Genomic DNA, 23,070 nt, shown 5'->3' with positions numbered 1-23,070 from the left:
ACTCTCAAGCAATGTGCGGACATCTCGTTAAAGATAGACCATGCGGCGGAAAACGCAGGCCTAACGAACGCTGCCTGGCGATATCGGTTTGCGGCATAAAAGGTGAGGAAGTTTTATTAATTAGCGGAGTGAGGATGAGGGAGGTTGGCAGGGCGCACCGGGCGCCCTGCCGATTGATCAGTGTTCGCGGGTTTTGCGGAAGGTCACGTCAGGATAACGTTCCTGCGTCAGGTTGAGGTTCACCATGGTCGGCGCGATGTAGGACAGGTTGTCCCCACCGTCCAGCGCCAGGTTGATCTCGTTCTTGCGCTTGAACTCTTCGAACTTCTTCACGTCGTCGCACTCGACCCAGCGCGCGGTCGACACGTTGACCGACTCATACAGCGCTTCCACGTTGTACTCGCTCTTCAAGCGCGCCACCACCACGTCGAACTGCAGCACGCCGACCGCGCCGACGATCAGATCGTTGTTGGCGATCGGGCGGAACACCTGCACCGCGCCCTCTTCGGACAGCTGCACCAGCCCCTTCAGCAGCTGTTTCTGCTTCAGCGGATCGCGCAGGCGAATGCGACGGAACAGTTCCGGCGCGAAGTTCGGGATGCCGGTGAACTTCATGTCTTCACCCTGGGTGAAGGTATCGCCGATCTGGATGGTGCCATGGTTGTGCAGACCGATGATGTCGCCCGGGTAGGCTTCTTCCACGTGCGAACGGTCGCCGGCCATAAAGGTCAGCGCATCGGAGATCACCACGTCTTTGCCGGTGCGCACCTGGCGCAGCTTCATGCCCTTCTCATAACGGCCGGACACCACACGCATAAAGGCCACGCGGTCGCGGTGCTTCGGATCCATGTTGGCCTGGATCTTGAACACGAAGCCGGTGAATTTCTCTTCCGCCGCCGTCACTTCGCGGGTGTCGGTTTTGCGCGGCATCGGCGCCGGCGCCCAGGCCACCAGGCCGTCCAGCATATGATCCACGCCGAAGTTGCCGAGTGCGGTACCGAAGAACACCGGCGTCAGCTCGCCGCTCAGGAAAGCTTCCTGATCGAACTCGTGAGAAGCGCCCTGCACCAGCTCCAGCTCATCGCGCAGCTGCGCCGCCAGATCTTCGCCCACCGCCGCATCCAGCTCTGGGTTGTTCAGGCCTTTGACGATGCGCACTTCCTGAATGGTGTGGCCTTTACCGGTCTGGTACAGGTAGGTTTCATCCTTGTACAGGTGGTAAACGCCCTTGAACAGCTTGCCGCAGCCGATCGGCCAGGTGATGGGCGAGCAGGCGATCTTCAGCTCGCGCTCAACTTCATCCATCACTTCCATCGGATCGCGGATGTCGCGGTCCAGTTTGTTCATGAAGGTCAGGATCGGCGTGTCGCGCAGGCGGGTGACTTCCATCAGCTTGCGGGTGCGATCCTCTACGCCCTTGGCGGCGTCGATCACCATCAGACAGCAGTCGACCGCGGTCAGGGTGCGATACGTATCTTCGGAGAAGTCTTCGTGCCCCGGGGTATCCAGCAGGTTGACCAGGCTGTCGCGGTACGGGAACTGCATCACCGAGGTGGTGATCGAGATCCCGCGCTGCTTTTCCATTTCCATCCAGTCGGATTTGGCGTGCTGGCTGGAGCCGCGGCCTTTTACCGTACCGGCGGTCTGGATCGCCTGTCCGAACAGCAGCACTTTTTCGGTAATGGTGGTTTTACCGGCATCGGGGTGCGAGATGATGGCGAAAGTTCTTCTTTTGGAGACTTCGCGGGCAAATTCACTAGGAGACATGGTTTTCAGGTTCTACGGTTAGTCCGCCCTGCGACATCATCAGAACGCGCCGATCGCGGCGCCGGGCAAAGCGGTGAATAAAAGATAACAGCCGGGCATTTTCGCCGATTTGCCAACCGGTGACAATCAATGGATCCGATTTCCCGCTAACACAGGCGGAAATCGGGGGACAAGGCGGCCCAATGCCGACGCAATACCGATTTGTGATCGTCCGCCATCGGCAGGTCCGCCAACAATGCCGGCCACAAAGCTCGCGCCTTGTCGATGGCATCCAAGAGATGCACCCGTATTGCGGGCCAGGGAATATCGACTCGATCGGACCAGCGCTCGAAGGTTCGCATTGAGATCCTATCCCAGCGTTTTTCCTTCGCCATATTGAGCGCAACCTCAGACTCACCAGGGATATAAGCCAATGTAGTGACGATGTCATAAGCGGGAGCAAGCCGCACATCGGCCTGGTTTGGATAGATCATGGACCAATTTTTTACGTGAGCATCGCCATTGGCGAGCAGAATATTCGCCAACAGACGGCGCGCCATTTGCTGCGTATCCGCTAAAGATTCACTGCCAAACTCATAGAGATAAGCCGCTATCTGATCGTAATTTTTGCCGCGGTATTTGTCGTGTGGATAGATCTCGAATATCTGGGCAAAATCTTCTGTATGCACTCGCCCACTTTCACTGCGGTCAAAACGACGAATGGCATACGCATAGGGTTCATCCGCCAAGCGAATATCAGGCAAGTGTTCAAGCCGTGTCAGCTCAACCAGCTCAATATCGGGAATATCCACGCCGATGGCTTGCGCCAAACGCATTGCCGTATATTCATTTTCAGGGAGATGACGATGAACGGTTGAAGGCGTTTTAATGATCCAGCTATCAGCGCCCACCTGAGAAGAAATGTTGAAGCGGCCCTCTTTGCGCACAGAGGAAAATTTCATTTGTACCCCTGCCAGAGAAAATTTCTGCGCCGCCACTCCAACATCAATTTGTACGGCTTCCAGCTCTCCGCGCGACGTTAACGCCCAAGCGGGGATATCACTGGCGGCCAGCGGCCGTGCTTCAAGCGCTCCCGGCAAGTTTTCCCCGGCCCAGGCAATTAAAGGAAACTCCTCATTCACATGGGTTTTCAACGACTGGGCCAACCAACTGCGCAGTGCGCCTTCGGGCAATAAATTGGATAAGACGGGCGGAAGGCGCTGCGATGACTGTAAAACTTGCTCAAGATATCCCGCGTGCGCCTTCTGCCTTAGCGTAAACAGGGGACGAACAGGCTCCGGCAAAGCGAGGTAGTGTGGATCAAACGTCAGGATGTTTCTGCCGCCGCTGTAGTGCGCCAGCACGCCCACCCGCAGCCCATGCAATATCAAGGCTAACGCCTGCACCGATTCAACCTGTCGCCGCCCTTTCATTCGCTAGTCCTCGAGATCTTTCAGTTTTTCTTCGAAATTCTGTAAGTTACTCACTTCTGGTGCATGACTCACTGTCTGTTGCAGCAAGCACTCCACATCACGGACAGACCTTTTCGGCACGATAACATATTCCAAATCCATCGCCGCCAATATCCGTAGCAGCGTGCTCATCCGCATATCGCTGCCCGATTCAACACGCTGATATTGCTGTTGAGTCATGCCAATCTTCATCAAAAAGTCTTTTTGGCTCCAGCCCAACTCAATGCGCTTTTCTTTCAGCAACGCTGATATTTCTGATAATTTTCTCATCCCCACCTCCAAACAACGCATTGATTGTTTCCTCAACAATAAACAACAAATTAGTTGTCGTCACAGCGAAAAACAACTTGTTTGATGTAAATTAATCAGGAAACAACTTTTCAGTTGTTAAAGGGGAGGAAAACAATCAATAGGATGTTTTTAGATTACGCCAGCGGCAGCGCCATCACGATCGCGTCTTCGCGGCCGTGGGCGCTCGGGTAATAATTGCGGCGCACGGTGACTTCGTTGAAACCGAGATCTTCATACAGCGCGATCGCCGCCTGGTTGGAGGCGCGCACCTCCAGCCACAGCGTGACCACGCCGCGGCTCTCCAGCTGTTCGATCAACGCGTTGAGCAACAGGCGGCCAAAACCCCGGCGCTGGTGCTGCGGATGAATGGCGATGTTGAACAGCGTGGCTTCGTCCAGCACGATTTGCGTGATGGCGAATCCCGCCATCTCCCCGTCGGCGCTCAGCTTCAGGTTAAGGTAGCGATCGCCCTGATTGCTGGCGAAGGTGGTTTCCGTCCAGGGAAAGGCGTGGCTGGCTTGCTCAATGGTGAAGGCTGTGGCCAGGTCGGCCGCCGTCAGGGTAGAAATCGTGTTCATGATGACAAATCTGCTGCCAGAGGGCGCGTTTGGCCCCCGCGTCTTGGGAAAGCTCGGCCAGCGCCGGGCTGTGTAGCTGCGCGCCGGCGACCGCGAGCGGTTCCGTCACGCCCAGCCGCCAACTGTTGCATGTGGTCTCTTCAGGCAGCATCGCCGCCTGTTCCGGCGTCAGGCTGTAGGTTTGCGCCGGCGTCAGCCCCAGGCTGCGCAGCACGTCGCAAAACAGCGGATCGTCGGGTGCGGGCAGCGTCTGCGCGACCACCAGCAGGCGCGCCTCGGGCGGCAGACTGACCGCCACTTCGCCCTGCAACACGCCCGGGCGGCGCAATGTCCACTGCGTAATACCCAGTTGTTGTAACAGCCAGTCGCGTTTTGATGCCATGCCGATTCCTACCCGTTGTGGTGCGCCATGCCTGCCATGCGCCGCGCTATGCTAACAAACCCGCGCAGCCCGCGCCAACAAACCCGTCGAACATATCGCCACAAAGCTCTATAATCCCCGGTCTCATTTCCAGGAGCCAATATCTGATGTCTGCATTAACCCCCGCCAGTGAAGTCATGCTGCGCCACAGTGATGAATTTATCGAACGCCGCGTGCTGTTTGCCGGCGACCTGCAGGACAGCCTGCCGGCCCAATTCGAGGCCGCGGACGTGCGCGTCCACACTCAGCAATACCATCACTGGCAGTTACTGAACCGGACGATGGGCGATAACGTGCAGTTCGGTTTGACCGTCGATCCCGCTTTCGTCGCCGACTGCGACACGCTGGTTTACTACTGGCCGAAGAGCAAGCAGGAGGCGCAATTCCAACTGTGCAACCTCCTGGCGCTGTTGCCGGTAGGCGTGGACGTGTTCGTGGTCGGTGAAAACCGCAGCGGCGTGCGCAGCGCCGAGCCAACGCTGGAAGGCCACGTCACGCTGGCGAAAATCGACAGCGCGCGCCGCTGCGGCCTGTATCACGGCCGCCTGGACGCGCAGACCGAGTTCGACCTGAACGAGTGGTGGGACAGCTATCAGCTGCACGATCTGGAAGTGAAAACGCTGCCGGGCGTGTTCAGCCGCGACGGCCTGGACGTCGGCAGCTCGCTGCTGCTGTCGACGCTGGAAAAACACATGAAAGGCAAGGTGTTGGACATCGGCTGCGGCGCCGGCGTGATGGCCTCGGTGATGGCCAAGCTGTCGCCGAAGGTGAAACTGACCCTCAGCGACGTCAATGCCGCCGCGGTGGAATCCAGCCGCGCAACGCTGGCCGCCAACGGCATCGAAGGCGAAGTGATCGTCAGCAACGTTTACTCCGATATCACCGGCCGTTTCGACATGATCATCTCCAACCCGCCGTTCCACGACGGGCTGCAGACCAGCCTGACCGCTGCCGAAACGCTGATCCGCGGCGCGGTGAAGCACCTGCCGATCGGGGGTCAACTGCGCATCGTCGCCAACGCCTTCCTGCCCTACCCGGACATTCTGGACGCCACCTTCGGCAGCCACGAAGTGCTGGCGCAAAACGGCCGCTTCAAGGTGTACCAGGCGACCGTCGGCCGCCCGCCGCGCGCACCGAAGAAGAAATAAGTTTCCGTTGGCGGAAAACGACAGAGCGCGGCCCGAGGCCGCGCTTTTTTTTAGCCGTTGATATAGGTCATCGACTCCGCGCCGTAGCGATCGCCGGCCGCCGCGCTCAGCGGAAACACCGCTTCTATCGCCGCCAGTTCAGCTGCGCTCAGCGCGATCTCCGCCGCGGCGACGTTCTCTTCCAGATAGCGCCGGCGTTTGGTGCCGGGGATCGGCACAATGTGTTCGCCCTGCGCCAATACCCAGGCCAGCGCCAACTGAGAAGGCTTGACGCCCTTCTGCGCCGCCAGCTCGCTCACCTTCTCCACCAGCGCCAGGTTGCGGGCGAAGTTTTCCCCCTGGAAACGCGGGTTACTGCGGCGGAAATCGTCCTCGGCCAGATCCTCCGGCCGCCGGATAGCGCCGGTGAGGAAACCGCGCCCTAACGGGCTGTAGGGCACAAAGCCGATGCCCAGGCGCTCGCAGGCCGCCAGCACGCCCTGCTCGGCGTCGCGCGTCCACAGCGAATACTCGGTCTGCAGCGCGGTGATCGGATGTACCTTGTGCGCCCGCTCCAGCGTGGCGACCGACGCCTCGCTCAGGCCGATGTGACGGATCTTGCCTTCGCGGATCAGATCCGCCATCGTGCCGACGACGTCTTCGATCGGCACTTGCGGATCGACCCGGTGCTGATAATAGAGATCGATCTCCTCCACGCCCAAGCGCCGCAGGCTCCCCTCGACGGAGCGCCGGATATACTCGGGCCGGCTGCTGACGCCGCGCGCCGAAGGATCCGCCGGATCGCGCAGGATGCCGAACTTGGTGGCCAGGAACACCTGTTGCCGCTTGCCCCTGATCGCCTCCCCCACCAGCTCTTCGTTGGTGTGCGGCCCGTACATGTCGGCGGTGTCGAGCAGCGTGACGCCCAACTCCAGCGCCCGGTGCAGCGTGGCGATGGCCTCCTGCCGATCGGCGCCGGTGGAATAGAAGTCGCTCATGCCCATGCACCCCAGCCCCAGGGCGGAGACGACGGGACCGTTGGAACCGAGTTTACGTTGTTGCATTGTGCTGCCCTCATGCGGTGAATGGATAACGCAGCAAAGTCTGGTTGTTTACGCGACAAAGATAAATAATGCAGATTGCACATCACTGTTCAAAAATCACCAACAATCCGGAGTGGACATGGATCAGGTTCAAGCCATGCGCATTTTTACCCGCATCGTCGAACTGGGTAGCTTCAGCCGGGCGGCCGAACGCCTGCAGCTGCCGCGCGCCACGGTCAGCAACGCGCTGAAACGGCTGGAACAGCGGCTGGGCGTGCGCCTGCTGATCCGCACCACCCGCCAGGTGCAGGTGACCAGCGAAGGCAGCCTCTATTACCAGCGCTGCGTACAGCTGCTGGGGGCGCTGGAAGAGGCGGACACGTTGTTCAGCCAGCATAAGCTGCAGCCGTCCGGCAAGGTGCGCATCGATATGCCCCATTCGCTGGCGCGCGAGGTGGTGATTCCGGCGCTGGACGACTTTTATCGGCGGTATCCCGACATCACGCTGGCGCTGGGCGCCAACGACACCCACGTCGATCTGTTGCGCGAAGGCGTGGACTGCGTGCTGCGCGCCTGGGAAACCGAAGACGACGGCCTGGCGGCGCGGCGCATCGCCCAGCTGCCGCAGGTCACCTGCGCCTCCCCCGCTTATCTGCAGGCCCACGGCACGCCGCTTGACATCGATAGCCTGGAGCCGCATCGCGCGGTGGGGTATTTTTCACTGGCCAGCAACCGCGATTACCCGCTGGAATTCTGCCGCGGCGGCAAGCTGGAACTGCGCGAGCTGCCCGCCCGGCTCAGCGTCAGCGGCGCCGACGCCTACATCGCCGGCGCACGCGCCGGCATGGGCTTGATTCAGGCGGCGCGCTATTCGCTGGCGCCCTGGCTGAAACAGGGAGAGCTGGTGGAGGTGTTGGCGGACACGCCGCCTCCGCCAATGCCGATTTACATCATGTATCCGCCCGGCCGTTTCCTGGCGCCGCGGGTCAGGGTGTTGATTGATTGGCTGATTTGGCTGTTTGACCAGCAGAAAAGCGGCGATATGGCTGTTTTTCCAGCAAACGCCCGCAAAGCGGGGAAATAACTGTTGACGTGCCCGCCAAAATCTCTAGAATTCGCCTCCGTGGTAACGTTACTCCGGTAATGTTTCTGGTACGCGAAGGTGGCGGAATTGGTAGACGCGCTAGCTTCAGGTGTTAGTGTCCTTACGGACGTGAGGGTTCAAGTCCCTCTCTTCGCACCAAATAACCACATGATTTATATTGCACTCAGCATCGATGCGAAGGTGGCGGAATTGGTAGACGCGCTAGCTTCAGGTGTTAGTGTTCTTACGGACGTGAGGGTTCAAGTCCCTCTCTTCGCACCAAGCTGGCGACGTAATATAAATCAAAGCAACAACATCGACTGTGCGAAGGTGGCGGAATTGGTAGACGCGCTAGCTTCAGGTGTTAGTGTCCTTACGGACGTGAGGGTTCAAGTCCCTCTCTTCGCACCAATTGATGATCTCTCCAGTAGTTCCTTCGAAAAAATCCCAACGCATTGATGATAAACACGCTTAAGCGTGGTTTTGCCGTTTCTGGCGTTTCACCCAAAGCTGAAGTTGAGGCTGACTGCCGCCAGGCCGCCCGCCAGCGCCATGCAGGAAGGCAACAGCAGATAGTGGCGCAGCCGGCTGTTGAACAGCATCACCAGCGTGGCCAACATCGCTATCACGATCAGGGTGCGCAACTGCAGCATATCCAGGTTGATCAAGGCCAGCAGCGGCATCAACGCACAAGGTAGCAAAACGCCCCAGGCGCTGGCCAGGCGATCCCCGAGGCACCAACTGACGCCCCACAGCCCGCACGCGGCAATCATGGCAGTGAGCATGACACCCCTCCTTAAGTGATAATGATAACCAATATCATATAACACTTTTTTGGCCGCTGCATCATTTTCACTGCGCTGACCAAACTCAGATGACACCAGCAGGAAAAAATGATAATTTGACATAAGAAAATTCCTAGTCCTGTTTGCATGATAATAATCACAATCCTCAACCATGCAATTCAAGTGGATATTCGCGCCAAAGGAATGCTTCTCAACCTTAATTATTCGACAGAACGACTTTGCAAAGAGTGACCTCCGTATGAACGCCCGTTCTTATCAGGAATTACTGAACAGCAAGCAGCGCCTGGCATTATTTCTTTTTTTGGTAATGAATGCCGCCTCTTCCGTATTTACATTATTGTTCCCTTTTAGGGATACGCCCGCATTTACCCTACCTTTATTATGTATACCGCTATTTTGTCTGGTAGCGGCGCTATTTTCCCTGCAAACGCCACGTAAATATTTGTGCAAACTCAACCTGTTCGCCAGCGTACTCGGCCTGCTCTGGGCCGCACATATTTACGTTAAAAGTCAATATTGCCTACCGAATAACCAAGATTTTTTATTAATTAGTTTGTTTAGCATCTTTTTTATCAGCGCTATTTCTCTGACGGATAACTTTACCGCCTTTTGTTTACACGCCGTACCTTCCGCAATGATGATCCTGGCTCTAGACGGCATGCATAATACCCTGCGGATATTATTCACCACGCTATTACCTATTATCGCTTTCTCCATTCATCACCTGATGTTGAAACGCAGTGAAATCTTTACCCACGCGCTGGTGGCCAACCTGTATAACGAGCGGGACAAATTCAATAATTTGAGCATGCTCGATCCCCTGACCGGCCTTTATAACCGACGTGGTCTGGAGAATAAGATCACTATGCTGCTGGAACCGCAAACCGGCCACCATTACGTGCTATTGCTGGATATTGACCACTTCAAGGTCTACAACGACAGCTACGGCCACGCCATGGGCGATCGGGCTTTGGTGCAGGTGGCGGTCGCCATCCGCGATGCGGTGCGTTCGCGCGATATCGTGGTGCGTTACGGCGGGGAAGAGTTTTTGGTGCTGCTGACCAACGTGCACGAAGGCTACGCGGCGCAGCTGGCCGAGCGGGTGCGCCAACGCGTGGCGGAACTGAACATCCCGCACGGCGCCAGCCCGCAGCACAGCGGCACGCTGACGCTTAGCGCCGGCATCTCCGCGCTGGAAAAACTGGACATCGAATCGGCGATAGGCGCAGCCGACGCCGCGCTCTATCTGGCGAAACACAGCGGCCGCAACAATATCCAGCTGGCGCAAAACGTCCAGCCCGTCGTCATTCACCCTTAAGCCGCCGCCGAAACGGCGCGGCGGCCGCCAGTAAAACTTAAGCAGAGGTGGAGCGCAGCCCGTTCAACAACAGGTTCAAACTGGCCAAGGCCTGCTCCAGCGCCACGTCTTTTTCCGGCTGATGGGCGACCCACAGCGCAGCATCCATCAGGCCGCCATTGATTAAATGCGCCAGCGCTTCCGGTTCGGCGGTAGCGATACGCCGCTGCGCCATCAACGCCTGTAAGGCCCCCGTCATCCAGGTGATGCAACCCAGCTTGCTGGCCTGCAGATAGTCGGCTCCCAGCACCGAGGGCGAATCACGCAACAGAATGCGCTGCGATTGCGGCTCCGTCATCATGATCAGATAACCGCGGCAACGCCCCGCGAAGGCCTCCCAGTCATCCGGCGTGCTCGCGGTAATGTCGGCCAGGCGCGCATCCATTTCGGCGTCGATTTCCTGCACGACGGCCAAAAACAATCCCTTCTTGTCGCCAAAATGGTGATAGAGCGCACCGCGCGTCATACCGGCTTGCGCAGTAAGCTCATCCATCACCGTCTCGGCATACCCCACGCCGCCGAACTGCTGACGGGCGGCCGCCACCAGCTTACGCCGGGTTTCTTCAATCATTTCTGTGCGCGCTTTACGTGCCATGGATTCACTCCCGTCTTGCCATTGATGACGTTATAATTGACATACGCCATGTATGTCAATTAACGTAACATACGTGGCGTATGTCAATGATGGGCATTGCGCGAATACCGAGCCGCCAACATTCAGGAACCCTATTCATGGCAAATCCTTATTTCACACTGTTCAGCGCACCGGGCAGCAAGGCGTTTTCCTCTGCCGGGTTGATCGCACGCCTGCCGATCTCAATGACCGGTATCGGCATCATCACCATGCTTTCGCAGGTACGCGGCTCCTATTGGCTGGCGGGTGCGGTGGCAGCGACATTCGCCTTTTCCATGGCGCTGCTCGCGCCGCAAATCGCACGCGCGGCGGACCGCTACGGCCAAAGTCGCGTGCTGCCCTACGCCACCGGGGTCAGCGCACTCGCCCTGTTGCTGCTGCTGATCTGCACCCACTATCGGGCGCCGGACTGGACGCTGTTCGTCTTCGCCGCACTCGCGGGCGGCATGCCCAGCATCTCCGCCATGGTCAGAGCCCGCTGGAGCGAAATTTATCGCGGCACGCCGCAGCTGCACACGGCGTTTTCATTCGAGTCGGTGTTGGACGAAGTGGCCTTTATCGTCGGCCCGCCGATCGCCGTGGGGCTCAGCGTTGCGCTCTTCCCTGAGGCCGGCCCTCTGGCGGCCGCGCTGCTTCTGGTGGCGGGCGTTTCGGCATTCGCCTGGCAAAAAAGCACTCAGCCCCCGGTTTATCCCCGCAATAACCAGCGGCAGCGCGCCATCCTGGCCATGCCGTCGATGCAGATCCTGGTGCTGGCGCTGATCGCGCTGGGCACCATCGTCGGCACCGTGGACGTCATCAGCGTGGCCTTCGCCGAGCAGCAGGGGCAGCCGGCCGCCGCCAGCATCGTGCTGTCGGTTTACGCAGGCGGCTCCTGCCTCGCCGGGCTGATTTTCGGCGCAATAAAGCTGCCGTCCCCATTGCCTCGGCAGTTCTTATACGCCGCCTTCGCCACCGCACTCACCACGCTGCCGCTGCTGTGGGTGCACAATGTCTTAACGCTGGCGGCGGCGATGTTTGTCGCCGGACTGTTTTTCGCGCCGACCATGATCGTCGCCATGGGGTTAGTTGAACGCCTCGTGCCGCCTTCACGCTTGACGGAAGGATTGACCTGGATGGTGACCGGCCTGGGGGTTGGCGTGGCGCTCGGCGCCGCCCTGGCGGGGCTGGCGATCGATGCGGTGGGGATCAAGGCCGGCTTTGGCGTCACGCTCACGGCCGGCCTGGTCGTACTGCTGGTGGCGGCCGGCGGCTATCGCTTAATGCGGCGAACGCTGGCCGTGCAAGCGGCATGAACCGCTCGCGCTAGGCGCTTTCCCAAATCGCCTTGCCCTGCCAGCGCCGTTCGATCGCCGCCAGAAACAGTTTCACCTTGGGGGAGAGGTGGCGCCGGCTGGGATAGACGGCGCAGATCGGCGGCCCCGGGCGACAATAGCGCTCCAGCACCGGCACCAGCGTGCCGGCCGCAATCTGCTCGCCGACCAGAAACGCTCCTACCTGACACAGACCGGCCCCGGCGACGGCCGCATCACGCAATGCCTCGACGTTGTTGAAACGCATCCGGCCGCGCACCGGCTGTTCGTGCAGTTGACCGTTAACCCGATAGCGCCACGGCGCCGGCAACCCCTGATGGCTGAAGACCAGCGTCTCATGATCGCCCAACGCTTCCGGTTTCCCAGGCGTACCGTGCCGCGCCAGATAGTCTGGCGCCGCGCAGGTGATCAGGCGGTGCGGCGCGAGCACCCGCCGCACCAGTCGGCTGTCGTCGCTGCCGCCGACGCGGATCGCCACGTCGATGCCGTCGCGCACCAAATCGCTGTAATCGTCGGAGAAGCTGACGTCGGCGTCCACCTCCGGCCACTGCGCCAAAAATTCCCGCAGAATCGGCAGAATATGCAACCGCCCCAACGAGACCGGCACATCCAGCCGCAGCCGCCCGCGCGGGGTTTGCCGCCGCGTATTGAGTGCCGTTTCCGCCTCTTCGGCCTGCGACAGGATACGCTGCGCATACTCGTAAAACACCGCGCCGTCTTCGGTCAGGCTGACGCTGCGCGTGGTGCGCTGCAGCAGCCGGGTCGCCAATCGCGCCTCCAATCGGGTCACGCATTTGCCCGCCGCCGAACGGGAGATGCCCAGCCTCTCGGCCGCCAGCGTGAAGCTGCAGGCGTCGGCGACGCGAATGAATACCAGCAGGTCGGTCAGGTTATCCAACGGCATAGACGGTAAATTAGCCACGATTTGTCCCCAATGTTGCGCATTCAGGCCAGTTTATCAGCCATTTTGGCGCGGATACACTGAAGTTCTTCATCTGTTGGGAGAGTCATTATGAGTGCCTTACACGCCGACGGCGGCGCAAAAGCGTGGCTGGCCACCTTCACGGTCGGCCTGTCCACCTTTACCGTCGTCACCGCAGAAATGCTGCCCGTCGGGCTGCTGAGCCCGATCGTCAATACACTGAACGCGACGATCGGCCGCGCCGGGCTGCTGATTTCCCTGCCGGCTCTGTTCGCCGCGCTGTTCGCCCCGCTGGTGGTGCTGGGCGCCCGGCGCACGGACCGCCGCGGCCTGTTGGCGGGCTTTCTGCTGCTGCTGATCGCCGCTAACCTGCTGGCCGCCGCCGCCACCTCCCTGGCCCTGCTGTTCGCCGCGCGCATCCTGCTGGGTTTTTGCATCGGCGGTATCTGGGCCATCGCCGGCGGGCTGGCGGAACGCCTGGTGCCGCCGGCCTCAGTCGGATTGGCGCTGTCCGTCATCTTCGGCGGCGTAGCGGCGGCCTCGGTGTTCGGCGTGCCGCTCGGGGTATTCCTCGGCGAAGCGCTGGGCTGGCGCCTGGCGTTTCTGGCGGTCGCCGTTCTGGCGGCGCTGACCCTGCTGCTGCTGGTGTGCGTGCTGCCGCCGCTGCCGGTCACGCAGGCGATAAGCTGGAGGTCGTTCACCGCGCAGCGCGCGAATCGCCGGCTGCTGACCGGGCTGCTGCTGACGTTTTTGCTGGTCGCCGGTCACTTTATGGCTTACACCTTTGTCCGTCCGCTGCTGCAGACGGTCTCCGGTATCGAGAGCCGCTGGGTGGGGCCGCTGCTGTTCGCCTACGGCGTCGCCGGCCTCGTCGGGAATTTCATCGCCGGCCAGGCCGCCGCCAAACGGCTGCGCCGCACCCTGGCGCTGATCGCCCTCGGGCTGGCGCTCGCCGTCCTGCTGCTGCCGCTGCTGGGCCACGCGCCGCTGAGCGGCGGCGCCTTCCTGCTGCTGTGGGGCATCGCCTACGGTGGCGTTTCCGTTGCGCTGATGGCGTGGATGCTCAAGGCGGCGCCCGATGCGGCCGAGGTCGCCTCTTCGCTGTATATCGCGCTGTTTAACCTGGCGATTTCCTGCGGTTCACTGGTGGGCGGGCTGGTGGTGGATGCCGGCGGCCTGACGATAAACGGCGCGCTGTCCGGCCTGGTGCTGCTGCTGGCGTTGGCCATCCTGATGGGAACCCGGCGGCAGATGCCAAAAGCGGCGGCGAAGGCCGATTCGCCGCCGGGGTGAATCAGGCGCGGCGCTGCCGCAGGCCGTAAACCAGCACCACCGCGAAGCACAGCAGCGGCAGCAGATAAGAGAGCGCGGTGCTGTAACGGTCGGCCAGCGCCCCCATAAAGTAAGGCATGATGGCGCCGCCGACGATCGCCATGATCATAAAGGAGCTGGCGCGCTTGGTGTGCTTGCCCAGATTTTTCACCCCCAGGGCGAAAATGGTCGGGAACATGATCGACATAAAGAAGAACACCGCGATCAGCGCCACCACCGATACGCCGTCGACGCTCAGCATCACCACGCCGCACAGCGCGATGTTGATCAGCGCATAGGCCGCCAGCAGCGTCGCCGGTTTGACTCGCCCCATCAGCCAGGTGCTGAAGAAGCGCCCGACCATAAAGCAGATCATGGCGATCGACAGCAGGTAAGAGGCGTTCTGGTTAGACACCTCGCGCCAGTGCTCGGTGGCGTAGTTGATGAAGAACGCCCCCACGCCCACCTGCGCCGCCACGTAGAAGAACTGTGTGATAACCCCGCCGACGAAATGCGGATGCTGCCACAATCCCTGCGCTATCACGCCGTGCACCGGTTTTTCCTCTTCGCGGATCGCCGGCAGCCGGGTGCGGCTGAACAACAGCGCGATCAGCAACACCAGCGCGGCGATCGCCACATAGGTCATCTTCACCGCGCTCTGATCGCCGTCGCCGGCGGACTGGCTGGCGGAGAAGAACAGCGTGCCGCCGATCAGCGGGCCGATAAACTGCCCGAGGCCGTTGAACGACTGCGCCAGGTTGAGCCGCCGTTCGGCGCCCTGCGCGTCGCCCAGCACCGTGGCGTACGGGTTGGCCGCCGTTTCCAGGCAGCCCAGGCCGCTGGCGATAACGAACAGCGCAAACAGGAATACGCCGAAGCTGTTGGCCGACGCCGCCGGCACGAACAGCAGCGCCCCCAGCGCGTACAGGCACAGCCCGACCAGAATGCCCGCCTTATAACCCTTGCGATCCATAAAGTACCCGGCGGGCAGCGCCACCAGGAAATAGGCGCCGAAGTAGGCCGCCTGCAGCAGCCCCGACTGCGCCTTGGTGACGTGCAACGTCTCCTGAAAATGTTTGTTTAATACGTCCAGCAGGCCGTAGGACAGCCCCCACATGAAGAACAGGCTGGTGACCAGGATAAAGGCCCAGCGCAGATTGGCGGTCACGGGGACGCCCGGCTGCGCGGAGGCCGCACTTTTTTCAGCAAGCATGGTGATACCCTCGTATCGTCTGGCGATGATGATGTTGGCGTTATTGCTGTTGCAGAGAGAAAATCCGCGCCATTTCCACCCATTTTTCGCCCTGCGGCGTCCAGGGGGTGGCGGCCTGGTAGTGCCACATCAGCGCTTCCCATCGCTGTACTTCGGGGTTGTTCAGGCTGGCGGCGTCAAAGCGCGCGGCGTCGAAATCGGCGCTGACCTCCACGATCATGAACAGCCGGGTGCCCAACCGGTAAATTTCCATGTCAAGAATGCCGTGCTCGCGCAAATGCGCGGCGATGCCCGGCCAAATGCGCTGATGATGCTGCTGGTACTCCGCAATCAGCGCCGGTGAGTCAATCAGATCGAGCGCCTGACAGAAACGGCGCCGCCCTGCCGCCGCGCCGCTCACGTCAGCGCCCGATCGAGATGCAGGTAGCCGCCGTCCACCGACAGCCACTGCCCGGTGGTGTGCGATGACCGCGACGAGAGCAGAAACGCCACGGTGTCGGCTATCTCCTGCGGCGTGGTCATGCGCTGCCCGAGCGGGATGCGCGCGGTGATTTTATCCATCTGCCGCTGCGGCTCGGCGAAGGTGTTGAGCCAGCGCTGGTACTGCGGGGTGATCACCTCCGCCGGCACCACCGCGTTCACCCGCACCCCGTCATGGCGCAGCGACACCGCCCATTCGCGCGTCAGCGCCAGCACCGCGCCCTTGGCGGCGGTGTAACCGCTGGTGCCCCCCTGGCCGCTGAGCGCGGTCTTGGAGGCGATGTTGACGATGGCGCCCCGGCTCTCCCGCAGCGCCGCCTGGCACAGGTGCGCCATCAGGTAGTAGTGCACCAGGTTCTTTTCCAGCGAGCCGACGAACGCCTCGCGCCCCGCCTCCAGCCCGACGCCGTCATTGACCCCGGCGTTATTCACCAGTCCGTCGATGCGGCCGAAGGTCGCCAGCGTCTGGCTGACCGCCCGGCGGCAGGCCGCCTCGTCGCACAATTCGGTGAGGATCACCCCGGTGCGCGGCTGCAGCCGCTGCAAATCGGCCAGCAGCGCCGCCTCCGGCGCGGCGTTGGTGACCAGCACCGGGATCGCCCCTTCCTCGGCCAGCACATGAGAAATCGCCGCGCCAATGCCGGAACCGCCGCCGGTAACCAACACCACCTTATCTTGCAGATACAGATCCATAACCAGACTCCGTTAAACCGTAAATTCGCCAGGCGGTGTCGCCCCAAATCGCCGCCTGCTCGGCGGCCCCCAGCGTCGCCAGCGCCCGTTCGCACAGTTGCACCACCTGGCGGTAGTCGCCGGCCAGCAGGCACACCGGCCAATCGGAGCCGAACATCAGCCGCTGCGGGCCGAACGCCTCCAGCGCGGCATCGAAGAACGGCAGCAGTTCTTCCGCGCGCCACCGGCCACCCGGCGCCTCGGTGATCAGCCCCGACAGCTTGCAGGCCACATGCGGCAGCACCGCCAACGGCCGGATTTGCTGCGCCCAGTGCCGCGCGCCGCGCGCGATGTCCGGCTTGCCGAGGTGATCCAGCACCAGCCAGTGTTGGTCGTGGCGGCCGGCAAACGCCGCCGCGGCCGCCAGAACCCGGTGCGTCACCAGGATCTCGTATACATACCCGGCGCGCTGCAGCGTTTGCATGCCGCGTTCCACCTCCGGCCGCGCCAGCCAGGCCGCCGGATCCGCTTCGTCCTGCACCTGATGGCGCACCCCGCGTAGCGCGCGGTAAGGCCGCAAAGTTTCCAGACGCTGCGCCAGCTGTGGCGAAGCGATATCCAGCCAGCCCACCACACCGCATACGCCCTCGCTCCGCTCAGCAAGCGCCAGCAAGGCCAGCGTCTCTTCCTCGCTGGGACGCGCCTGCACCGCCAGCGCGCCGTCGAAACCGTGTTCCTGCAACAGCGACCGCAGCTGGGCCGGCCCAAAATCCTGCCGCAGCACGCGCATCCGCTCGTCGATCCACGGGTAATGCTGCGGGTGGTAGCGCCAGTAGTGCTGGTGAGCATCGATGCGCGGCATGCGATCCCGCTTCACCCGCGGAACCGATACTGCTCGATCGACGACGGATGCATCTCGATCGAGTAACCTGGCCGGCTCGGCGGCATGTAGGCCGCGCCCTTGATCACGCAGGGATCGACAAAGTGTTCATGCAAATGATCGACGTACTCGATCACCCGGCCCTCGTGGGTGCCGGCGATGCACAGGAAGTCGATCATCGACAGGTGCTGCACGTATTCGCACAGCCCGACGCCGCCGGCGTGCGGGCAGACCGGCAACTGGTATTTGGCCGCCATCAGCATCACCGCCAACACTTCGTTGACGCCGCCGAGGCGACAGGCGTCGATCTGCACCACGTCCACCGCGCCGCGCATGATGAACTGTTTGAACATGATGCGGTTCTGGCACATCTCGCCGGTAGCCACCTTGACCGGCGCTACCCCTTCGCGGATGCGGCGATGCCCTTCCACGTCGTCCGGGCTGGTCGGCTCTTCGATAAACCAGGGTTTGGCGAACGCCAGATGCTTCACCCACGGAATGGCTTCATCGACTTCCCACACCTGGTTGGCGTCGATCATCAGCCGGCGATCCGGGCCGATCACCTCACGCGCGATGCGCACCCGGCGAATGTCGTCTTCCAGATCGCGCCCAACCTTCAGCTTCAGGTAGGAGAAACCGGCGTCGACCGCCTCCTGGCACAGGCGGCGCAGCTTGTCGTCCGGATAACCCAGCCACCCTGCCGAGGTGGTGTAGCAGGGATACCCTTCCTGCAGCAGCCGCTCCAGGCGGCGTTCTTTGCCCTCGGCCCGCTGTTTCAGCAGCGCCAGCGCTTCCTGCGGCGTGATGCAGTCGGTGATGTAACGGAAGTCGATGCAGCGCACCAGCTCCTCCGGCGTCATCTCTGCCACCAGCCGCCACACCGGTTTGCCGACCGATTTGGCCCACAGATCCCACACCGCGTTGACCACCGCGCCGGTCGCCAGGTGAATGGCGCCCTTGTCCGGCCCGATCCAGCGCAGCTGGCTGTCGCTGGTGAAACGCCGCCAGAAGGCGCCCATGTCAGCGGCGATATCCTCCAGCCGCTCGCCGACGATCTGATGCTCCAGCGCGCGGATCGCCGCGCAGCAGATCTCGTTGCCGCGCCCGATGGTGAACGTCAGCCCGTGGCCGCTGAGATCCGCGCGATCGGTCTCCAGGATCACGTAGGCGGCGGAATAGTCGGGATCCAGATTCATGGCGTCGGATCCGTCCAGCCCCAGCGACGTGGGGAAACGAATGTCTTCAACCCGCAGTGCGGTAATGGTGGTCATGGCGGCGCTCCCGGTTAAGCCTGTACGGTTTGCTGGCGCTGTTCGCCCAGCCCTTCGATGCCCAGACGCATCGTCTGGCCCGCCCGCAGGTAGATGGGCTGCGGTTTCTGCCCCATGCCGACGCCCGGCGGCGTGCCGGTGGAGATCACGTCGCCCGGCTGCAGGCTCATAAAGCGGCTGAGGTAGCTGACGATCTGCGGAATGCGGAAGATCATGGTGCTGGTGTTGCCGTCCTGATAGCGCTTGCCGTCCACCTCCAGCCACAGGTTCAGGCTGTGCGGATCGGCGATCTCGTCGGCGGTTACCAGCCAGGGCCCGATCGGCCCGAAGGTGTCGCAGCCTTTGCCCTTGTCCCAGGTGCCGCCGCGCTCAATTTGATATTCGCGTTCTGAGACGTCGTTGATCACGCAATAACCGGCGACGTGGCGCATCGCGTCCGTTTCGCTGATGTAGCGCCCGCCCAGGCCGATCACCACGCCCAGCTCCACTTCCCAGTCGGTTTTCTGCGAGCCGCGCGGGATCTCCACCCGGTCGTAGGGGCCGACCACCGCGCTGGTCCATTTGTTGAACACCACCGGTTCTTCAGGAATGGCCGCGCCGGTTTCCGCCGCGTGATCGGCGTAGTTCAGGCCGATGCAGATGAACTTGCCGATGCCGCCGACACAGGCGCCGAGGCGCGGCTGCCCCTCGACCAGCGGCAGCGCGGCGCTGTCCAGCGCGCGCAGTTTGGCGAGCGATGCCGGCAATAACGCGGCGCCGCCCACGTCGGCGATATGCTGCGACAGATCGCGCAGGCAACCTTGCGCATCCAACATGCCGGGGCGCTCTTGCCCGGGTTCCCCGTAACGTAAAAGTTTCATGCGTTCCTCTCTCAAAAATGGCGGCTCAGTTGCTCCAGCCGCCGTCGATGATCTGCACCGTGCCGGTGGTGTACGAACTGGCGTCGGAGGCCAGATACAGCGCCAACTGGGCGATCTCCTCGGTGGTGCCGATGCGCCCGATCGGCTGACGGGCGACGAAAGCCTGATACACCTCTTGCTCGCTGCGCCCCTGTTCGCGCGCCTGCTCATTGATGCGCTGGCGCAGCGACGGCGATTCCACCGTGCCGGGGCAAATGGCGTTGCAGCGGATGCCCTGGGTGACGTAATCCGCCGCCACCGAGCGCGTCAGGCCGATCACCGCCGCCTTGCTGGCGCTGTAGGCGAAGCGGTTCGGCACCCCTTTCACGCTCGAGGCCACCGAAGACATGTTGATGATCGAGCCTTTGCCGCGCGCCAACATGCCCGGCAGGAAGGCGCGGATCATGCGGAACATCGCGGTCACGTTGAGATCGAGCGCGAACGCCCACTGATCTTCGCTGCAATCGAGGATCGATCCGCTGTGCACCACGCCTGCGCAGTTGAACAGCACATCGATCGGGCCGATCGCCTCCGCCGCCGCCGCGATGGCGGCCGGATCGGTGACGTTCAGCGCCAGCGCGCGGATCCCGGCGCAGCCCTGCAGGCGCTCGAGGTTGATGTCGCTGGCGATCACCTCGGCGCCGGCGGCGGCGAACAGCCTGGCGGTGGTAAAACCGATCCCTTGCCCGGCGGCGGTGATCAGTACGCGTTTCCCGGTTAAATCCATCTTGACTCCTCGGCCTAAAGGTCTAATGGTCAGGCCACTAAGGGCGATTAAAGGTCAGGCCTCTAACATGACAAAAGACGCTTTACGCGTTATCGTTGGGGGAAGAAGTTAATAAAACAGCCTTGAAACCACATTTCAATTAACCATTTTTTTACACTTGAATAACGATTACTCAAGCGCCTTGTCGCATAATTGTGCGCCAAATCACTGAACGCCGAATCGTCAAAGGTCAAAAATGCCGATTACCCGACTGGAAAACCCAAGGATTTACAGACAGATAGCCGACCAGCTCAAACGTCTTATCGAGAATAACGAATTTCCGCCTGGCAGCCGCCTGCCCTCGGAGCGCGATCTCGCCCAGCAGTTGCAGGTCAGCCGCGCGTCGGTGCGCGAGGCGCTGATCGCGTTGGAAGTGATCGGCCTGGTGGACGTCAAGGTGGGCAACGGGGTGATCGTGCGTTCGCAAACGCCGCCGCCAACGTCGCAGGAATCGGTGATGGCCCAGGCCGGCCGCAACCAGTGGGCGGAGATCGACGACGAACTGAATATCGAGCTGGATTTCAACGCCGAGCTGCCGCCGTTTTCACTGCTGCAAACCCGCCTGCTGATTGAACCGGAGACCGCCGCGCTGGCCGCGCGCCACGCCACCGACGAGGAGCTGGCGGGCATCCGCGCCGCCTATGAGCAGAACTGCCGCGATAACCGCGCCGGCTCCGCCACCCACCCCGGCGATCGGCTGTTCCACATCCGCATCGCCCAAGCCAGCGGCAACCCGGCTTACGCGTTCATCATCGGTCATCTGCTCGGCCACCGCTACGGCAGCATGTTCCGCGTGCTGCAGCGCCACTATACGCCGGACGACATGCCGCACCGCTCCGAGCAGGAACACCGGGCGATCCTGGCGGCGATCGAAGCGCGCGACGTGCGCGGCGCCCGCAAAGCGATGAAGGCGCACCTGGATGAAGTGATCGCCATTTTCGCCCGCGCGCAGTAAGCCGCCGGCGGTTAAAAAATTTTATCGCCACCGCTCTTTTTTCTACATGCAGCGGGGGGGCGGGCGCATTACACTGGGCGATGGATTACGCCCTTTCCCGCTGCATTGTTAAATGGATAACGACCGTTGAAGAACTCTGTCTCCGCTTTATTGCTGGCGCTGGGCCTGTGCGCCGCGCCGCTGGCCGTGCAGGCCGCCCCCCCGCAGCTGGCTTCGCAAATCGTCGACCAGTATGCCGAACATATTTTCTACAACAGCGGCGCCACCGGCATGGCGCTGGTGGTGATCGACGGCAATCAGGTGGTTAACCGCAGCTTCGGCGACACCAAGCCCGGCAACAACCTGCGCCCGCGCCCGGATTCGCTGATCCGCATCGCCTCGATCACCAAGCTGATGACCAGCGAAGTGATGGTGAAAATGGCGGCGGCAGGCCAGGTCAAGCTGACCGACCCGCTGCGCAAGTACGCTCCCAAGGGCGCCTATGTGCCGTCTTACAACGCCGGCCAGCCGATCACGTTATTGAACCTGGCCACCCACACCAGCGCGCTGCCGCGCGAGCAGCCGGGCAAGAAGCCGCCGAAAACGCCGGTGTTCACCTGGCCGACCAAGGCTCAGCGCTGGCAGTGGCTGGCGCATGCCAACGTCACGGTGCCGCCGGGCGTGCGCGCCGCGTATTCCAACCTGGCGTACGATCTGCTGGCCGACGCGCTCTCGCGCGCCGCGGGCAAGCCTTACAGCGCGCTGCTGAAAGAGAAAATCACCGCGCCGCTCGGCATGGTCGACACCACGTTGACGCCGAGCCCCGAACAGTGCTCGCGCCTGATGGTGGCGGCGGCCGGCCCGAGCGCCTGTCGCGACACCACCGCCGCGGCCGGCAGCGGCGGCGTCTACTCCACCCCGCGCGACATGCAGCGCTGGATGCAGCAGTTCCTCTCCTCCAGCGCCAGCGGCCCGCGCAAAGCCACCGCCGCCAGCGAGCAAACCATGTACTTCCAGCGCCACGATCTGGTGTCGCTGAAGGGCATGGACGTGCCGGGGCAAGCGGATGCATTGGGATTGGGCTGGGTGTATATGGCGCCGAAGGACGGGCTGCCGGGCATCATTCAGAAGACCGGCGGCGGCGGCGGATTCATTACCTACATGGCGATGATCCCGGCGAAAAACGTCGGGGTGTTCGTGGTGGTGACCCGTTCGGAGCTGAGCAAGTTCACCAACATGAGCGATCCGGTCAACCGCCTGGTGAGCGATCTGGCGGCCAACAAGAGTTGAGATGAGGGGCGCAGCCAACTGCGCCCCCACGCCTCAGGCCGGCACCGCCATCTGGTGGATCACCGAATGGAAGTTGCGCTTGAAGTAGATCAGGCCGTTGCCGGCTTCGCTCAGCGCGATCTGCTTGATCTGCACCAGGTACATCTGGTGAGTGCCGATGCTCTGGATCTGCTCGATCTCCCCTTCCAGGCTGGCCAGGGTATTGCGCAATACAGGCTGCCCCAACGCGCCAAGCTGCCACTCTTCCAGCCGGAAACGATCTTCCATGCTGACGCCGGTCATGCCGGCGAAGTGGCGCGCCATCAGTTCCTGTTCGTGGTTGAGCACGTTGACGCACAGCCTGCGATTTTCCTGAAATACCGGGTTCATCGCGCTGTTGCGGTTGATGCACACCAGCAGCGTCGGCGGCGTATCGGTTACCGAGCACACCGCCGTGGCGGTGATGCCGCAGCGCCCCGCCGGGCCGTCGGTGGTGACGATATTCACCGCCGCCGACAGGCTGGCCATGGCGTCGCGAAAGCGCAACCGCTGTTCATTTTCCTGAGACATACAACCTCCTC

The 23,070-nt window shown here is 61.9% G+C and carries 24 protein-coding genes and 3 tRNA genes; 10 read left to right on the top strand and 17 right to left on the bottom strand.

What is annotated here, in order from left to right; all coding sequences use genetic code 11:
* Positions 1 to 177: 177 nt before the first annotated feature.
* The 5 genes from prfC to AC2CGQ_RS17905 all read right to left on the bottom strand — a co-directional run bounded on the left by prfC (position 178) and on the right by AC2CGQ_RS17905 (position 4,469).
* On the bottom strand, positions 178 to 1,767 hold the full coding sequence (prfC, locus tag AC2CGQ_RS17925; RefSeq protein ID WP_004933094.1) for a peptide chain release factor 3: 1,590 nt from the start codon (positions 1,765 to 1,767) through the stop codon (positions 178 to 180).
* Positions 1,768 to 1,913: 146 nt separating this feature from the next.
* Positions 1,914 to 3,179: a type II toxin-antitoxin system HipA family toxin gene (locus AC2CGQ_RS17920; protein WP_306377123.1), complete on the bottom strand. Its 1,266-nt coding sequence runs from the start codon at positions 3,177 to 3,179 to the stop codon at positions 1,914 to 1,916.
* 3 nt (positions 3,180 to 3,182) lie between these two features.
* Entirely contained in the window at positions 3,183 to 3,488 is a 306-nt protein-coding gene (locus tag AC2CGQ_RS17915) for a helix-turn-helix domain-containing protein (protein ID WP_019454983.1), read from the bottom strand.
* A 155-nt stretch (positions 3,489 to 3,643) separates the two neighbouring features.
* The gene (gene rimI / locus AC2CGQ_RS17910; RefSeq protein ID WP_004933100.1) at positions 3,644 to 4,087 is read right to left on the bottom strand and encodes a ribosomal protein S18-alanine N-acetyltransferase; all 444 of its coding nucleotides are present in this window, start codon (positions 4,085 to 4,087) and stop codon (positions 3,644 to 3,646) included.
* Positions 4,032 to 4,469 carry a DNA polymerase III subunit psi gene (locus tag AC2CGQ_RS17905; RefSeq protein ID WP_021505387.1) on the bottom strand — a complete coding sequence of 146 codons (438 nt, stop codon included), beginning with the start codon at positions 4,467 to 4,469 and terminating at the stop codon, positions 4,032 to 4,034. Before AC2CGQ_RS17905 ends, rimI begins: the two co-directional genes overlap by 56 nt.
* A gap of 146 nt (positions 4,470 to 4,615) precedes the next feature.
* Here AC2CGQ_RS17905 and rsmC point away from each other — a divergent pair, with 146 nt between their 5' ends.
* A complete protein-coding gene (gene rsmC, locus AC2CGQ_RS17900; RefSeq protein ID WP_075684816.1) occupies positions 4,616 to 5,656 on the top strand; it encodes a 16S rRNA (guanine(1207)-N(2))-methyltransferase RsmC in 1,041 nt (346 codons plus the stop codon).
* Positions 5,657 to 5,706: 50 nt separating this feature from the next.
* Here rsmC and AC2CGQ_RS17895 read toward each other — a convergent pair whose 3' ends face one another.
* Positions 5,707 to 6,699, bottom strand: coding sequence for an aldo/keto reductase (locus AC2CGQ_RS17895; RefSeq protein ID WP_021505389.1), 993 nt, complete (start codon positions 6,697 to 6,699; stop codon positions 5,707 to 5,709).
* A 118-nt stretch (positions 6,700 to 6,817) separates the two neighbouring features.
* Here AC2CGQ_RS17895 and AC2CGQ_RS17890 point away from each other — a divergent pair, with 118 nt between their 5' ends.
* The 4 genes from AC2CGQ_RS17890 to AC2CGQ_RS17875 all read left to right on the top strand — a co-directional run bounded on the left by AC2CGQ_RS17890 (position 6,818) and on the right by AC2CGQ_RS17875 (position 8,173).
* Positions 6,818 to 7,762: a LysR family transcriptional regulator gene (locus AC2CGQ_RS17890; protein WP_015376553.1), complete on the top strand. Its 945-nt coding sequence runs from the start codon at positions 6,818 to 6,820 to the stop codon at positions 7,760 to 7,762.
* A 72-nt stretch (positions 7,763 to 7,834) separates the two neighbouring features.
* Positions 7,835 to 7,921 (top strand) — tRNA-Leu (locus AC2CGQ_RS17885).
* Positions 7,922 to 7,957: 36 nt separating this feature from the next.
* Positions 7,958 to 8,044: transfer RNA gene (locus AC2CGQ_RS17880), tRNA-Leu, on the top strand.
* 42 nt (positions 8,045 to 8,086) lie between these two features.
* Positions 8,087 to 8,173, top strand: a tRNA-Leu gene (locus AC2CGQ_RS17875).
* 89 nt (positions 8,174 to 8,262) lie between these two features.
* Here the strand turns inward: AC2CGQ_RS17875 and AC2CGQ_RS17870 are convergent.
* Positions 8,263 to 8,547, bottom strand: coding sequence for a DUF1435 domain-containing protein (locus AC2CGQ_RS17870; RefSeq protein WP_004933115.1), 285 nt, complete (start codon positions 8,545 to 8,547; stop codon positions 8,263 to 8,265).
* Positions 8,548 to 8,806: 259 nt separating this feature from the next.
* On the opposite strand from AC2CGQ_RS17870, the gene AC2CGQ_RS17865 reads away from it, so the two are divergent.
* Entirely contained in the window at positions 8,807 to 9,886 is a 1,080-nt protein-coding gene (locus AC2CGQ_RS17865; RefSeq protein ID WP_015376552.1) for a GGDEF domain-containing protein, read from the top strand.
* A 37-nt stretch (positions 9,887 to 9,923) separates the two neighbouring features.
* Here AC2CGQ_RS17865 and AC2CGQ_RS17860 read toward each other — a convergent pair whose 3' ends face one another.
* A complete protein-coding gene (locus tag AC2CGQ_RS17860; protein WP_015376551.1) occupies positions 9,924 to 10,520 on the bottom strand; it encodes a TetR/AcrR family transcriptional regulator in 597 nt (198 codons plus the stop codon).
* A gap of 137 nt (positions 10,521 to 10,657) precedes the next feature.
* On the opposite strand from AC2CGQ_RS17860, the gene AC2CGQ_RS17855 reads away from it, so the two are divergent.
* On the top strand, positions 10,658 to 11,854 hold the full coding sequence (locus AC2CGQ_RS17855) for an MFS transporter (protein WP_021505391.1): 1,197 nt from the start codon (positions 10,658 to 10,660) through the stop codon (positions 11,852 to 11,854).
* Positions 11,855 to 11,864: 10 nt separating this feature from the next.
* On the opposite strand, the gene AC2CGQ_RS17850 is transcribed toward AC2CGQ_RS17855, so the two are convergent.
* Entirely contained in the window at positions 11,865 to 12,776 is a 912-nt protein-coding gene (locus tag AC2CGQ_RS17850; RefSeq protein WP_015376549.1) for a LysR family transcriptional regulator, read from the bottom strand.
* A 108-nt stretch (positions 12,777 to 12,884) separates the two neighbouring features.
* Between AC2CGQ_RS17850 and AC2CGQ_RS17845 the strand changes: the two genes are divergently transcribed.
* Positions 12,885 to 14,087, top strand: a complete 1,203-nt coding sequence (locus AC2CGQ_RS17845) for an MFS transporter (RefSeq protein ID WP_015376548.1) — start codon at positions 12,885 to 12,887, stop codon at positions 14,085 to 14,087.
* Between the two features lies 1 nt (position 14,088).
* Here the strand turns inward: AC2CGQ_RS17845 and fucP are convergent, their stop codons facing one another.
* The 7 genes from fucP to AC2CGQ_RS17810 are packed head-to-tail and all read right to left on the bottom strand — an operon-like array spanning position 14,089 to position 20,247.
* Positions 14,089 to 15,318 (bottom strand): L-fucose:H+ symporter permease, encoded by a 1,230-nt coding sequence (gene fucP, locus AC2CGQ_RS17840; RefSeq protein ID WP_004933132.1) that lies wholly within the window; start codon positions 15,316 to 15,318, stop codon positions 14,089 to 14,091.
* Between the two features lie 40 nt (positions 15,319 to 15,358).
* Positions 15,359 to 15,718, bottom strand: coding sequence for an L-rhamnose mutarotase (locus AC2CGQ_RS17835; protein ID WP_015376547.1), 360 nt, complete (start codon positions 15,716 to 15,718; stop codon positions 15,359 to 15,361).
* A complete protein-coding gene (locus AC2CGQ_RS17830; RefSeq protein WP_076740921.1) occupies positions 15,715 to 16,491 on the bottom strand; it encodes an L-fucose dehydrogenase in 777 nt (258 codons plus the stop codon). Before AC2CGQ_RS17830 ends, AC2CGQ_RS17835 begins: the two co-directional genes overlap by 4 nt.
* Positions 16,469 to 17,332: an amidohydrolase family protein gene (locus tag AC2CGQ_RS17825; RefSeq protein ID WP_484593803.1), complete on the bottom strand. Its 864-nt coding sequence runs from the start codon at positions 17,330 to 17,332 to the stop codon at positions 16,469 to 16,471. The genes AC2CGQ_RS17830 and AC2CGQ_RS17825 overlap by 23 nt, the downstream gene beginning before the upstream one ends.
* 11 nt (positions 17,333 to 17,343) lie before the next feature.
* Entirely contained in the window at positions 17,344 to 18,621 is a 1,278-nt protein-coding gene (locus AC2CGQ_RS17820; protein ID WP_484593802.1) for an L-fuconate dehydratase, read from the bottom strand.
* 14 nt (positions 18,622 to 18,635) lie between these two features.
* Positions 18,636 to 19,481: a fumarylacetoacetate hydrolase family protein gene (locus tag AC2CGQ_RS17815; RefSeq protein ID WP_484593801.1), complete on the bottom strand. Its 846-nt coding sequence runs from the start codon at positions 19,479 to 19,481 to the stop codon at positions 18,636 to 18,638.
* Between the two features lie 25 nt (positions 19,482 to 19,506).
* Positions 19,507 to 20,247, bottom strand: coding sequence for an SDR family oxidoreductase (locus AC2CGQ_RS17810; RefSeq protein WP_004933147.1), 741 nt, complete (start codon positions 20,245 to 20,247; stop codon positions 19,507 to 19,509).
* A 235-nt stretch (positions 20,248 to 20,482) separates the two neighbouring features.
* Between AC2CGQ_RS17810 and AC2CGQ_RS17805 the strand changes: the two genes are divergently transcribed.
* Positions 20,483 to 21,241, top strand: coding sequence for a FadR/GntR family transcriptional regulator (locus tag AC2CGQ_RS17805; protein ID WP_085337470.1), 759 nt, complete (start codon positions 20,483 to 20,485; stop codon positions 21,239 to 21,241).
* 126 nt (positions 21,242 to 21,367) lie between these two features.
* Positions 21,368 to 22,510 (top strand): D-alanyl-D-alanine-carboxypeptidase/endopeptidase AmpH, encoded by a 1,143-nt coding sequence (gene ampH / locus AC2CGQ_RS17800; protein WP_015376541.1) that lies wholly within the window; start codon positions 21,368 to 21,370, stop codon positions 22,508 to 22,510.
* Between the two features lie 33 nt (positions 22,511 to 22,543).
* On the opposite strand, the gene hpaC is transcribed toward ampH, so the two are convergent.
* Entirely contained in the window at positions 22,544 to 23,059 is a 516-nt protein-coding gene (gene hpaC, locus AC2CGQ_RS17795; protein ID WP_004933156.1) for a 4-hydroxyphenylacetate 3-monooxygenase, reductase component, read from the bottom strand.
* Positions 23,060 to 23,070: the final 11 nt, after the last annotated feature.

Source organism: Serratia sp. DFXYC6 (assembly GCF_057196085.1).
This window is presented reverse-complemented; position numbering and strand designations above follow the sequence as displayed.